We start from the raw sequence: 13613 nt of genomic DNA, 5'->3' as shown, positions 1-13613 counted from the left end.
TAAGAGAAAATCCGTTAAAATTATCTTGATTTTATAGATGTGTACACTCTGTGAATGCAATATAGTATTTTATATAAAAACATGGTATTTTTTTATCCTTAACTAGGATTGAACCTTTTAAAATATTTGAATTCATTTTTAATTTATCATTATAATTATCAATTCTTAAATAAGTAAGTCCTGTATCTATTAACATTTGAAATTTCTCTTCCGTTAACAGTATTCCGTTTGTATATACTATGTGATATGCGTTAGGAAGTTTAGAAACTCCATATTTAATAAAATCAAATATTCTATTATCTAATAGAGGTTCGTTATTTGAAAAATAATTGACTAATCCACAAAAATTAAGTTCTGCAAGATTATTAATAATTTTGAAAAAATCGTTTTCACTCATTTTTACCAAAGAACGTTTATCGATATTTTTATTTATTGCACAAAAAGAGCAAGTCCCGTTACATTTATTTATAGTCTCAATTTCTATTTCGTAAAAAAGAGGTGATTTTTCTTGTAAAAATATTTTTTCTATACCGCTTTTCAATGAATTTTCGTCTTGTTTATAATTTAGCAAAAATAGAATTTTAGCATGAATGGATTTCATAAGTTTTGCTATTTTAGGAGCGATACTATACAATTTTCTAAATCTTTCGTTATATATGCTGATCATTAATTCTTTCTCCCGGTTTGTAAAATTAACGTTTTTATTATCAATTAGTAAAATGCAATAATTCGTTTTGTTCGATTTCGGTTTTAAGAGTTTTGCCGATTAGGGTGATTTCGCTGGCGTCAAACGAATTGGTTTTGTCAAAAATTTGAATTATTTGCGGATTTATATTTTTGTTGACTCTGTGATTTGCATTGCCTATGTTTAAATTATGGCACAATGTATCGGCTGTATCGATAATGGCTGCTTCCGCTGTAAAATTTTTCGGCGCGTTTTGCGGATAATGGTGATGGCGGATGATCATTCCGATTTTTACCGGTAAATTCCACCTGTCGGCGATAATGTAGCCTATTTCGCCGTGAGTAATTCCCAAAATTTGTTCTTCCGCTTCAAAACACGAAATGTTTTCTTGTTCCATGTAATCCAAAACACTATAAAAATCCTGCTGTGCATATTGAATTAAAATCGTTTTTCCTATGTCGTGTAAAAGTCCGGCGACATACAATTCTCCGGCATCCGTAGAAAGATATTTTTTAGCGATTTCTTTTGCGGCGGTACCTACTCCTAAACAATGTTCCCAGTATTTTTGGATATCAAAGCGGTTTATTGAACCCATGTTTTTTAGCGAATCAACGACCGAAAGAGAAAGCCCTATTTCTTTTACCGCTTTATAACCCATGACAACTATTGCCGTATCAACTGTAGAAATTTCGCGGGAAAGCCCGTAGTATGCGGAATTTGCCGCTTTTAATATTCGCGCCGTTAGCGATTGGTCGTTGGAAATCAATCTTGCAAGCGTTTCGGTCTGCGTTTCGGGATCATCGGCTAAATCTATCATTTTGGCTACTACGGTTGGGAGTATCGGTAGATTCCCAACTTTTGATGCAATATTTTTTATTCTTTCGGATTTTGATGACATTTTTCCCTTATGCGGTAAAATCGACAAATCTTCCGTTTTCAAGTCCGCGGTTTTTGTGCTTTTCTTCGTCTTTTTTTTTATTTTTCTGTTGTTGCCGCCTTTGTTTGTCGGGGTCCACTTCTGTCTTTTCTGCGCTGTTTGTTTCATGTACATGGTGAAGTTGGTTTTCGAGACGTTTGGCGTCTTCGTCGCTGTTTCTCATGGCGTATGCAAGCGGATTCGTAACTTCCCGTTGTTGAATCCTGTTCATATTTTCAAGATTTTGAAATGATGCGGGGACGTCGATAGCGTTCATAATTCTAATCTTTCATTTTGTTTTGCAATTTAGAACGTAACTTTAGCATAACTTTTGAGTGAATTTGACTTACGCGAGATTCGGTAATGTCCAATATTACACCTATTTCTTTAAGTGTAAGTTCCTCAAAATGATACAAAGCGATTACTAATTTTTCTTTTTCGGGAAGCGTAATGATCGCCTCTTTCAATATTCTTTTAACTTCGTCATAACCGAGTTTCTGCAACGGATTGTCGGAATTGGTGTCTTCTATCGTTTCTGAAATAGAGATGTCTTTTGAATCTCTATCGGGTTTTCCGAATGTTTCGTCAAGCGAAAAAACGTTTGCCGGAGCGGAATCGGCGAGCATTTTTTCAAATTCTTCGGTATCTATGTCCAAATAACTGCAAACTTCGTCGTCGTAAGGGGTTCTTCCTAATTTTTCTTCCAGATCGGAATATGCTTTTTGTATTACTTTGGATTTTTGTCGAACCGAACGCGGAACCCAATCCAATGAACGCAGTTCGTCAAGAATCGCGCCGCGTATTTTATGACTTGCAAATGTTTCAAATTTTATATCTTTGGCGGGATCAAAAGTTTCAACGGCTTTAATGAGTCCGATTATTCCGCAACTAATCAAATCCTGTCTGTCAACAGACCTTGGAAGCGAATAACCGACTCTGTCGGCTATATACTTTACCAAGCCGGCGTATTCGGCGAGAATTTTATCTTTTACCGCTTTTGAGTTATTTTTTTTATATTCTTCCCAAAGAGCGTCTACGTTAGACATATTTAACTCCTTCAATTTTCAAAAATACGTTATGGTAGAAGTTTTAATGTGTGTTTATAAACCTAATTGTTTTCGTTTTGCCTTTTTTTTCTCTTGTCTTTGCGTCTTCATTTGTCAGCAGAACTAGATCTTTATCTACAATTTCTACGCGATTTTTTTTCTTTTCTTCGGCTATACGCTGTTCCAAACCGCCCTCAAGTACGTCTAAACTGTTTACGTCAACGTCTTCTATGATTCCGCGCACCAAAATATCTCCTATAATAATTCCCGAAAACCAAAACAGGACTGCGCCGAACAAAGATTTTAAAATGAGCGGCGTAATACTTTCTATAGTGAAAGTTCCCGAAAAATCGTATCCTGATAAAAATATCAGAATAAACGCTCCATAGGCGGAAAAAATACTGAAACTGTGAACCGCTTTTGTCATAATTCTCCTCCGATTGATTGTGCGAAATTCGCAAAGAAATTTTGATTCGCACCTATGTTGTTTTCGTCAATTTTTTCTGCCGTCGAATTTATTTTATCGGAAAAACTTATAGAATCTTTTAAAGATAAAAATCCCAAAAAGTTAGGGGTGAAATTTATAAATTTTTCCGTAAGTGCAAAAAACTTTTCTTTTACGCTTTGTACTTCGCTTTCGTTTTCATTTCCGTTAGTATTTATCAAAAAATAAATATTTTCTTTTGCCCGCATCTGCGAAACCAAAAGTTTCAGTGCGGAATAAGCGTCGGTAATGGAAGCGGGATTCGGAGCGGCGGTTAAAATAACAGCGCCGGCGGAATTTGTTAACATAAGAGTGTTCTCTGAAATTTCCATTCCGCCGTTAATAATAATATAATCGTAATTCGCGGCGACGCTCGATAAGTCCGAAATGAACTTGCTCAAATCCGAATTGCCTATTTCTATAGGAGAATCGTAATTTCTGTAGGAAACCCAATCGACGTTTTCACATATATTTCCAATTATATTGTCGATATAACATTCGTTTTGCAAATAATTTTTCAATGTTTCTTTCGGGGGGAATTTAAACGTCGTTTTCAGATTTTCAACACCAAAACGATCGTCAATAATAAGTACCTTTTTTTCGCGCATAGCGAATGCTTTTGAAAGCGGCGCGGATATATCAAAATTTTCGTTTTCCGGGCTTAAAAGCATAATTGAGCAAATTTTTTTATCTGCTGTTTTGGCGTTTGAAATATTTCCCACGATTTTTCTCAATTTTTCTGCCTGGTCTTTCATAACGAACTTCCTTCAAGTAGTTTTTTGACGAAATTTGCTGAACGCGCCGTTTCTATGTCGTCCGGAACGCTTTGTCCGGTCGTGAAATATGAAACCGGAATGCCGATTGAATTTACAACGTTAAAAATGTTTCCGAGTCTAAGCGTTTCATCAAGTTTTGTGAATAAGAAGCGCGTAATTCCAAGCGGTTTGTAGCGTTTGGCAATTTCTACCAAATCGGATTCTTTTGTCGTCGCGCTCAATACGAGATGAGTGCAATCGGGGCTTAATTCACGCATAAAATTTGCCAACTCGTCCATATGTTCGCGGTTTTTCTGACTTCGTCCGGCGCTGTCAACCAAAATAACATCGCTGTCACTGCAATTTTCAATAACGCTGGAAACTTCGTCCGGAGAATAAATTACCTGTAAATCAATATCTACTATTTCGGCATACGCCCGCAGTTGATCAATAGCGGAAATTCGGTATGTGTCTGTTGTAATAAGCGAACATTTTTTCTTTTTTTCTAATGAAAAATACGCCGCGAGTTTTGCTATAGTCGTGGTTTTTCCGCCGCCTGTGGGTCCTACAAAAAATTGAATCCTCGCATTTTCACAAGCGGAAACCGGAAAACTGTCCGCAAGAGACTGCAAAAACGCTTTCGTGATTTCTTTTCCGGGATTGGGCGTAGTTTGTTTAAGTTTGTCAAGCAAGTCTTTTGCTAAAAGTTCTCGAATTTCGCTATCTACAAGCCGTTTGTACAAAATAGCCCAAGCTCCTGCGTATCCGCCTGAAACACGCGATTCGCCTGTCGCCAAAATTTGCGCGAGGAGTTTTTTCATGTCGCTCAAATCGTCATGTATTTTCATTATATGGACGGATTCTTGCGGTTTTTCCGCCGTCGTTTCTTTTTTTTCTTCATTTTTTTGTTCCGCAGGTAAAATTTGCCTTGTTTTATTTGTAGGCGGTGTTTCTTTTTCTGTAGAATTTATAGTTTTTAGACGCGCCAAAAATTCCCGATTATTGCCTTTTGTATTAACCGCCATTTCCGGAATTCTTGCAGGTGCGATTTTATTGTCTTCGTCGATTGCCGCGGTAACTTCTACTTTGTCGCCGTTATAAAACGGAACAAGCGACGCGGGTAGATTTCTTGTCCCCAGAATTAACGCGTCTTCTCCAAGTTCCGCTTTTACTTTGATATACGCTTCGCTTATTGTACCCGCCGTAAATTTTTTCATTTTCATATTTTGTTCTCCGATATTTTCAGAAAAAATACATCTTCGAATAGCAAATTTTGTGCCAATTCTTGTTTTTGATATTTTTTTTGAAAAAAAATTAAAGTTTTGGAAAATCTTGCCGATAACGCATGAAATTCTCGGCAAATTGTTCGTTAATTCTATAATTGCGACGCCGAAAATAAATATTGATTTGTTTTTGTCCGCCCATGTATTATTTTGTGATACGAACAAAGGGATAAAAAATGAAAACATTTTACATGGTAATATTTAATGTGATTGCTATTTTTGCACAAGCGCCTTTCGGAGGATTTTCGACCATGCAGGCATATAAAGACAATACCCCCGATATTTTGGATTCGTCTTTTGTGATTTCTGAAATTCTACAGTCTGTTGACAAAAACGACAAAGATTTTCGTTTGGAATACAAAGACGAACGCGGAAAAATTAAACTTTACCGTAAAAAAATTATTATTTTCGGCGACGGGGAAAATTATTTTATTGCCGACGGAGAGCATAATTTCGGCGCTCCGAGATTTCGGAAATTAACGCGTTGTGACGGATTTTCATATTTTAGAAGAGTTTATTGTGCGCCTCCCGGAACACAGGGGCATAGTGAAAAAGGCGTAAACGAGGCGTGGATTATTATTGATAATTTCGACGGAACCGTAAGCAATCTTACTGATAAGACGCTAAAGCAAATCCTTATAAGAACCGAACCGCTTTTATATGACGAATATTCGGATAAAAGCAGAAAAAACGGCAGTCCGATAGACTACATAAAAAGAATTTGCAATTAACATAAATTTTAAGTGTGTTTTTGAAGTCAATTTTATTTATTTATAAAGAATTTGTCTGTTTGTTTGAGAAAAACGGAAAAATCTATTGATTTAATCGTCGTACAAAACTTATTTTCGGCGACATAGGAGAGGTGGCAGAGTGGTCGAATGCGGCGGACTCGAAATCCGTTGTAGGGCTTGTTTCTACCGAGGGTTCGAATCCCTCCCTCTCCGCCGTTTTATTAAAACGAGGGAAAAGTGGAAGAAGAGAAAGAAAAAGAAGAAATAATATATGACGCTTCCGCCGAAATCGGTATAATACCCGAACAAGCGGTGTTTATCGGCGAAAAAAAAGTAGAACACCTTTCCATAGATATTATCGAATATGGCGCGAATGAATATAAAGAATATGGTGTCGACGACATTCGAGAAGTTCTTCCTTTAAACGGGAACGTTGTCTCATGGATAAATGTCGTCGGTATTCACGACGACGAACAGGTTAAAGAAATCGGAGCGTTGTTTGATATACACCCTCTTGTCATAGAAGACGTTTTAAACACTCACCAACGCCCTAAGATGGAAGATTTTGATTATTATCTTTTCGCAATAACTAAAATGCTGAGTTATAAAGGCGAAGAAATAATAAACGAACAGGTGAGCATAATTCTCGGCAAAAATTTTGTACTTACTTTCCAAGAAATAAAAATGGATGTTTTTGAATATGTTCGCCATAGAATCCGTAAAAAAAAAGGAAGGATTTACAGAAGCGGTGCGGATTATCTCGCATATTTGCTTATTGACGCGGTTGTTGAAAATTATGTTTTGATTACGGAAAGAATAGGGGAGAAGATAGAAGATCTTGAAGACGGGGTTTTGGAGAGCGGTAATTCCGATAACCTTGTAGATTTAATGACTTTCTTAAAGCGTGAACTTAACCAATTACGCAGGATTTTCAGACCGACGAGTGAATTTATTCTTCAAATGAATTCATCCGACAGCGATTTGATAGATGAAGACACCAAGCCGTTTTTTAAAGATTTGCTTGATATTTCCGTACGGTCTAACGAAGCTATTGAAACATGCCGCGATATGCTTTCCGATAACTTGCAAATTTATAATTTGGACGTAGCCAACCGTTTCAACGAAACGCTGAGATTTTTGACGGTTTTTTCCGCTTTATTCGCTCCGCTGACGTTTATTGCGGGCGTATATGGAATGAATTTCAAAAACATGCCGGAAATTGAGAATTGGAATTACGGTTATCTTACCGTTTGGGCGGTTATGATTTTGATTGTCGTCGTAATGTTCGTTTATTTCAGAAAGCGCAAGTGGATATAACGACTTCGTCCCATGTTGAAAATTTGATATCGTTGTAATACGCTCTCAAAATTTCTTCGTAATTTTGTCCCGCTCGCGCTCGCTCTATAGCCCCTGTTTGGCACATTCCTATTCCGTGTCCGTATCCGTATCCGGCGGCGTATATATGATTGTTTTCCATTTTTATGTTAAAGTTCGCGCTTCTCAAAATTTCTTCTTCTTTTGTCGGACGTCTTAAAATAAAGCGTATTTTATCTTTTCCGTAATGGAAAGTTCCCTTTTCTGATACGACAGCCAAATCGTATATTCTTCCGCTCTCGCTTCTTGAAACTACAAAAACCGATTTTACAGTTCCGTCAAACGGCTTTTCGTTTGATAATTTTGAATATTTTTTCAGAATTTGCGAAAATTGATTTATCGTCCACGTTTCTTTCCAAGAATACGAATTTGAATTTCCGCAGTAAGGCGCGCCGTTTGGGCGTAAATCGGTTCTTGAAATCAAAGAAGCGTTTGGCGCGCTGTTCCAAACTTCGTCTATCGCCGAGGTTTTTCCCGCGCAGGTCGAATGATAATAAGTTTCTAAAAGCGCGGCGTCGTCTTTTACTATTACGATTCCTTGCGTTTCTTTAATCGCCTTGTCGGAAAGCGCATATTCGCAATTCACTCCGCCGTAAACCTGATCGGCGGTTGTCGGCAACAAGTCAAATTCTTTATCTTTGCCGTATATGATTTTTGAAAGCGTGTAGGTTCTTGCGGCGATCGCCTGCGCTTTCAACGCTTCAAATTCCTGCTCGCCGCGTACTCCGATTTCAAGAGGAACGACGCCTCGAAGATAATCTTCGACGTTAATAACGTTTATAACGGATATACCGTTTTTACCGCCTGTAAAGATAATATTTCCTCTATATTCTTTTGCGTCGTACGAAAAAACGTTTGTTACGGAAACAAAAGAAAGAGTGCAGGGGAGTGCGACTTGCGCCGAACGTCCGTGCGCTGAAATTTGAACGCTGTTTTCATCGATAGTAGAAAAGCGAAGCGACCCTTGTGAAATATTTATATTGACTGATTGTGACGATACTTTAATTTTTCCGTAAACGAAAATATTCTTTGAAAATATATTTTTATTCAATAATACTCTTACTTTTCGCGGAGAATTTATGACTGAATCGGCGAGCGGGTATAATATTACGTTTCTTTCCATCAAATCGTCTGTATTGTCTGAAGCCGAAACGGTATCCGTAGGACTTTGTTCGTCAACGTTATTTTTTGTATCGTCGGCATCGACGTTTTCTACTTTTTTAAGATCGGCCGATCTTGAGATTCGCGCCGCTACGGCGGTTTTAGTTAAGCCGCCCGATAAAAGAAAAAGTAAAATAAATAAAAAAATTTTGCACTTCATTTAGATTTACGCTCTTTCGCGATTTTTTTTAGTTTGCTTAAAAGCAGGGCTCTTTTCAAAGGATCGATTTTATCGGTAAACAAAATTCCATCCAAATGATCCATTTCATGCTGAATTATACGAGCGAAAAAACCGGAAATTTTTTCAAGCGAAATTTGTTCGCCGTTTGTTGAAAACGCACTCACGGAAATCGACAGCGGACGATTGACCGCCGCTCTTATATCGGGAATGCTGAGACATCCTTCGCTATCGGTTTGCGTTTCTTGAGACGTCCAAATAATTTTAGGGTTTACCAAAACGACCGACTCTTTTTCGGTATTGGGAATATCTACCGCTATGACGCGAATTAACTTTCCTATCTGAGGGGCGGCAATTCCTACGCCGTCGTACTCGTACATAAGCTTTCTCAATTTATTCCCGAATTCTATAAGGGTTTCGTCAAACGAATTTACTTCTTTGGATTTTTGACGAAGAGTTTTTGAACCGTATATTTCAAGTTTATCCGCCATCCGGAATTTCCTTATTTGTCGGTTTTTTGCATTTTTTCATCTTTTTCCGTCTTTTTGTCTTCAGGCTGCTCTTCTTTTGCGGAGTTTATATTGGCGATTGAGGCGGTAAGAACCGTCATCATAGCCTTTTCGTCGATTTTTATAACGACTTTTTTATCCAAAATCTTATACACCGTTCCGCATATTCCGCCGATAGTTACGACCTCGTCGCCCTTTTTGAGCGCGCTTCTCATTTTATCCAATTCTTTTTGCTTTTTTTGTTCCGGTCTAATCATAAAGAAATAAATCACCACAAAAAACAAAACCATCATCGGTATCAAACTCGTCATTCCCGAATTCGGCTGCATTGCATCGTCCTGCGCAAATAAAATCGCCGCCGCAGCCAAAATAAACATTAAAATTTTCATAAATTACTCCATAAACGTATAAATTTTCATGTAAAGTACGTTTTGCCATATAATAGTATAGGATTTTTTCAAATTTGCGGCGTATTTAATCTTAAAAGTATAGAAAAAAATAAATTTTTGTTTTATCAAAAAACATAATAGTATTTTCTCTATGCCAAAAATTGTGAATTGTGGGGATTTTATCCCTGCTTTTCAACCATACCTCTGCTAAACAAGCGGTAAGGCTAACTGCCTCTATTGTGCAACAAGCACACATATAGGCTGTTCTGCCTATCTGCCTTCTGCTTTTCGGTATGGCTTAATTCACAATTTTTGGCGAAACTATGAATTATGGCAGAGCAGCCTTTTCTTGTTTTTATCACAAAAGGTTTATTCTCTTTCCCGTTATTCATAATGTTTTAGGTTCGGTTAATATCCGAATCCGTGTTGCGCCCACGCGATTTAGAAGAAAGGCTGTATCGCTTCGTCGCTATGCTCCTCGCAATGGCGAAAACGGAAGATATGGAAAAGAAAAATGGTTACAGGGTTATATAAACAATTAAATTTTAAGGAGTACTTTATGCAAAATAAAGGCAAATTTCTAAAAGTAATGGCGGCAATAGCGATTACCGCAGCGGCGGCGTTTAGCGATACGCAGGACAATGTGGCATATATCGATTCAAGCGGCGCGGTAAAAAGCGCAAATAACGTTACGGTAATAGATTCGTGGAATATCGCTCCGGTTGACAATCTGAACGGATGGTACCTTATCGACAAAAGCATGAAATTGACGCGCAATACTACGCTGACTGTTTTGGGCGCGGCGCATATTATTCTTGAAGACGGATGCGATTTATCTGTTACCGGAACTTCCGGCGATGCCGGAATAAAAGTTTGCGAAGGTAACGCTTTAACTATATACGCTCAATCGACAGGCGATAATATTGGTAAATTGATGGTAAACGTTTTAGCAGGTTCTGCGGGTATAGGCGGCGGCAGAGACGGAGACAACGGCGAGAACGCCGGAGAAATCGCCATAAACGGCGGAAATATTACGGCATTTGGAGGCTGGGGAGCGGCTATCGGAGGAGGAGGTAATTCAAGTGGCGCCGGCGGCGCCGGCGGAAAAATCACTATTAACGGTGGAACTGTTTTGACAATTAGTCTCATTGGCGCCGGCATCGGCGGCGGCGCCGGGGACATTGGCGGTAACGGTGGTGAAATTATTATAAACGGCGGGAATATTAGTGGAAGTATAGGTGGCGGAAATGGTAATAATATTGGAGGCAGTGGAGGGAAAATTGTTATAAACGACGGAAAAATTATATCAAGTAGAGGTTCCGGCGCAGGTATTGGCGGCGGCGCTCCCGGCGGCGCCGGCGAAGAAATTACTATTAATGGCGGAGATATTGAAGCGATAAGCGGCAACACATCTAATCAGTCGGTATTGTCGGCAAGCGGTGCGGGCGCCGGCATCGGCGGCGGCGGCGGTTTTTCTTCGTATGGTAGTAATCCCATACTTGGCGGTAATGGAGGAAAAATCATCATAAACGGCGGAAAAATTACGGCAAAAAGCAGTGGTAGCTATGGCGGCGCCGGCATCGGCGGTGGCGGTATAGGCGGAAATAGCGGTGAAATCACCATAAACGGCGGAAATATTGAAGCGCATGGCGGTAATACTTCCATCGGCACAGGCGTAGGCATCGGCGGCGGATACGGAGGCGACGGCGAGAAAATTACCATAAGCGGCGGCAATATTATAGCAAAAGGCGGTTATTACGATGCAGGTATAGGCGGCGGCGCCGGCGGTAATGGCGGAGAAGTTGTTGTAATTGGTGGAAATGTTACGGCGACAGGCGGTTATTATGGCGCCGGCATCGGCGGCGGCAGAAACGGTAACGGTGGAGAAATTACCATAAGCGGCGGCAATATTATAGCAAAAGGCGGTAGTTCTACAGCATCGGGCATCGGCGGCGGAGACGGCGGCGCGGCGGGCGGTCTTACGCTAAACGGCGACGCGATTGTCCTTACAAACAGAGTTGACGATTACGACGAAAGTAAAAGAACGGGCGGTATTCTTTTTGTCGGCAATATCGGTAAAGTTTACGGCGACGTAGAACTTAAAGAAGATTTTGAGATAGAGAAAAAATACATGCTCGGCATACCTAACGGCGCGGCGCTTACAAATCCGAGCAACACGACGCTTACGGTAGCCGACAGTGCAACGCTTAGTATATCCGGCGGGGCGACGCTGACAAACGGCGGGACAATAATCGCCTGCGGTACGATTACAGGCGTCGTTACGGGAAATCAGCCGCAAGAATGCGGTTCGACGCCTATCGGCAGAATTGCGGAGAAAAAAGTGGCTGCTATTTCGTTTGCCGGAATAAAGAACGGACAGATAAGTCTTAATCTGAAAGCGGGAGATTACACAGTCGAACTTTATAATATTCAAGGACGTTTGATAAACAGAGTAAATATCACCGCTACAAACGGCGTGAATGCGACAGGACTTAAGACGGATAATCTTGCCAAAGGGATGTTTATTCTGAATGTGAAACAGGGTAGTGTTTCGGTGTTGAAGCGGAAGATTAAAATCTAAGCAATGACGAAGACGGAAGATATGGAAAAAGAAAAATGGTTACAGGATATTTATAACAATTAATTTTTTTAAGGATGGCTTAATGTTAAAAAAAGACAAATTTCTAAAAGTAATGATTGCAGCGGTTCTGTTTTTTACCGCCTGTTCGGATGTCGATAAGGGAGACTACACGATTTTCTCGCACTGCACGGTTTCGTTTAACACACAATTGGGCGACGATTGTCCTCCAATATCAAAGAAGAGCGGAGAAAATATAATTCTTCCGATGCCAAGCAAGAGAAAATATACTTTTGACGGCTGGTATAACGCAGGTTTGGGCGGCGCGTTTCTGGGCGACAACGGCGACGGTTACACCGTTACCGGAAGTATTACTATGTACGCTCACTGGATAAAAAGAATATCGTTTGACACACAAGGCGGAGATAATTGTCCTGCAAAAACCGAACAATACGGCAAAAACATAAAACTTCCCAAAGCAAATAAAAGCGGTTATGTGTTTGACGGCTGGTATGACGCGATTACCGGCGGAACGAAAGCGGGTAACGCGGATGCGCTTTATATGGGCGACGAAGATATGAATATAGATTTCAACGGAGACATAACCTTATACGCTCACTGGGCTCAAAGAATATCCTTTGACGCACAGGGCGGAACGGCATGTACTACGATTACCGTAGCGGCGGGAAGCAGTGTAACGCTTCCTGCGACAAGTAAAGCTAACTACACGCTTGACGGCTGGTATGACGCGGTAACAGGGGGAACAAAGGCGGGCGGCGCAAACGCTTCATATACGCACAGCGGCAATATAACTCTATACGCCCAATGGATACCTAACGAATACACGATAACATTTGACGTTCAGGGTGGAAGCGGTTGTGCAGACAAACCGGCGAAATACGGAGAAAGCGTAAGTCTTCCGTCTTCGTCTAAGGAAGGTTTTGTATTTCAGGGGTGGTTTACTGCGGCGGCGGGCGGCGCAAAGGCGGGTGACGCGTTTGCTTTGTATTCGGTAACGGGAAATGTAACTTTGTATGCACGCTGGGGTTTGTAATATTAAAGAATTAATGAGAGGGAGTTTATATGTTTGATAGAAGTAAAATTTTTGCCGTTGTGGCGGCGATGTTGGTGTCAGTGGCGGCGGTATTCGGACAAAGCGGAAAGACGGGTCCGCTAACGTGGAGTATTTCGGATGGAACGTTGACGATTAGTGGAGGGGGGGCGATGCCGAATTATAGTATTACTGCGCCATGGTATTTTTATAAAAACAGTATTACCAAAGCAGTTATTGGTGATTCGGTAACTTCTATCGGCAGTTACGCTTTTTACGATTGCAGCGGCTTGACTTCGGTAACGATTCCCTCTTCTGTAACTTCCATCGGCAGTTACGCTTTTTACGATTGCAGCGGCTTGACTTCGGTAACGATTCCCTCTTCTGTAACTTCCATCGGCAGTTCCGCTTTTTCCTATTGCAGCGGCTTGACTTCGGTAACGATTCCCTCTTCTGTAACTTCCATCGGCAGT

The 13613-nt window shown here is 40.2% G+C and carries 15 protein-coding genes and 1 tRNA gene; 6 read left to right on the top strand and 10 right to left on the bottom strand.

The features are described 5' to 3' along the window. Window positions 1-31: 31 nt before the first annotated feature. From LBH98_05325 to flhF, 7 genes are read right to left on the bottom strand one after another with little or no spacing between them, the layout of a single operon-like run. Window positions 32-667 carry a hypothetical protein gene (locus LBH98_05325; GenBank protein ID MDR0304175.1) on the bottom strand — a complete coding sequence of 212 codons (636 nt, stop codon included), beginning with the start codon at window positions 665-667 and terminating at the stop codon, window positions 32-34. A gap of 40 nt (window positions 668-707) precedes the next feature. Beyond that, entirely contained in the window at window positions 708-1583 is an 876-nt protein-coding gene (locus tag LBH98_05320; protein ID MDR0304174.1) for an HDOD domain-containing protein, read from the bottom strand. Between the two features lie 7 nt (window positions 1584-1590). Continuing rightward, entirely contained in the window at window positions 1591-1878 is a 288-nt protein-coding gene (locus LBH98_05315) for a hypothetical protein (protein ID MDR0304173.1), read from the bottom strand. A gap of 4 nt (window positions 1879-1882) precedes the next feature. Then, entirely contained in the window at window positions 1883-2647 is a 765-nt protein-coding gene (locus LBH98_05310; GenBank protein ID MDR0304172.1) for a FliA/WhiG family RNA polymerase sigma factor, read from the bottom strand. Window positions 2648-2690: 43 nt separating this feature from the next. Beyond that, a complete protein-coding gene (locus tag LBH98_05305; GenBank protein MDR0304171.1) occupies window positions 2691-3074 on the bottom strand; it encodes a hypothetical protein in 384 nt (127 codons plus the stop codon). Next, window positions 3071-3886 (bottom strand): hypothetical protein, encoded by an 816-nt coding sequence (locus LBH98_05300; protein ID MDR0304170.1) that lies wholly within the window; start codon window positions 3884-3886, stop codon window positions 3071-3073. Before LBH98_05300 ends, LBH98_05305 begins: the two co-directional genes overlap by 4 nt. Then, window positions 3883-5109, bottom strand: a complete 1227-nt coding sequence (gene flhF / locus LBH98_05295; protein MDR0304169.1) for a flagellar biosynthesis protein FlhF — start codon at window positions 5107-5109, stop codon at window positions 3883-3885. Before flhF ends, LBH98_05300 begins: the two co-directional genes overlap by 4 nt. A 236-nt stretch (window positions 5110-5345) precedes the next feature. Here flhF and LBH98_05290 point away from each other — a divergent pair, with 236 nt between their 5' ends. The 3 genes from LBH98_05290 to corA all read left to right on the top strand — a co-directional run bounded on the left by LBH98_05290 (window position 5346) and on the right by corA (window position 7217). Next, complete coding sequence (locus LBH98_05290) at window positions 5346-5900, top strand: hypothetical protein (protein ID MDR0304168.1); 555 nt, start codon at window positions 5346-5348, stop codon at window positions 5898-5900. Between the two features lie 125 nt (window positions 5901-6025). Continuing rightward, window positions 6026-6113, top strand: a tRNA-Ser gene (locus tag LBH98_05285). A gap of 24 nt (window positions 6114-6137) precedes the next feature. Next, a complete protein-coding gene (gene corA / locus LBH98_05280; GenBank protein ID MDR0304167.1) occupies window positions 6138-7217 on the top strand; it encodes a magnesium/cobalt transporter CorA in 1080 nt (359 codons plus the stop codon). Here the strand turns inward: corA and LBH98_05275 are convergent. Genes LBH98_05275 through yajC form a run of 3 tightly spaced genes read right to left on the bottom strand, consistent with a single transcriptional unit; the run spans window position 7195 to window position 9511 of the window. Then, a complete protein-coding gene (locus LBH98_05275) occupies window positions 7195-8595 on the bottom strand; it encodes a SpoIID/LytB domain-containing protein (GenBank protein ID MDR0304166.1) in 1401 nt (466 codons plus the stop codon). The two genes, corA and LBH98_05275, sit on opposite strands and share 23 nt — an antisense overlap. After that, complete coding sequence (gene def, locus LBH98_05270; GenBank protein MDR0304165.1) at window positions 8592-9104, bottom strand: peptide deformylase; 513 nt, start codon at window positions 9102-9104, stop codon at window positions 8592-8594. Before def ends, LBH98_05275 begins: the two co-directional genes overlap by 4 nt. Before the next feature lie 11 nt (window positions 9105-9115). Further along, window positions 9116-9511, bottom strand: coding sequence for a preprotein translocase subunit YajC (gene yajC, locus LBH98_05265; protein ID MDR0304164.1), 396 nt, complete (start codon window positions 9509-9511; stop codon window positions 9116-9118). 559 nt (window positions 9512-10070) lie between these two features. Here yajC and LBH98_05260 point away from each other — a divergent pair. The 3 genes from LBH98_05260 to LBH98_05250 all read left to right on the top strand — a co-directional run. After that, window positions 10071-12092, top strand: coding sequence for a T9SS type A sorting domain-containing protein (locus LBH98_05260; protein MDR0304163.1), 2022 nt, complete (start codon window positions 10071-10073; stop codon window positions 12090-12092). Window positions 12093-12174: 82 nt separating this feature from the next. Further along, entirely contained in the window at window positions 12175-13143 is a 969-nt protein-coding gene (locus tag LBH98_05255; protein ID MDR0304162.1) for an InlB B-repeat-containing protein, read from the top strand. A 29-nt stretch (window positions 13144-13172) separates the two neighbouring features. After that, a partial coding sequence (locus tag LBH98_05250) for a leucine-rich repeat domain-containing protein (protein MDR0304161.1) occupies window positions 13173-13613 on the top strand: 441 nt, incomplete at its 3' end.

The sequence above is a fragment of the Chitinispirillales bacterium genome (assembly GCA_031254455.1).
Classification (GTDB): Bacteria; Fibrobacterota; Chitinivibrionia; order Chitinivibrionales; family Chitinivibrionaceae; genus WRFX01.
Note: the sequence above shows the minus strand (reverse complement) of the source record. Positions and strands in the feature narration are given on the sequence as shown.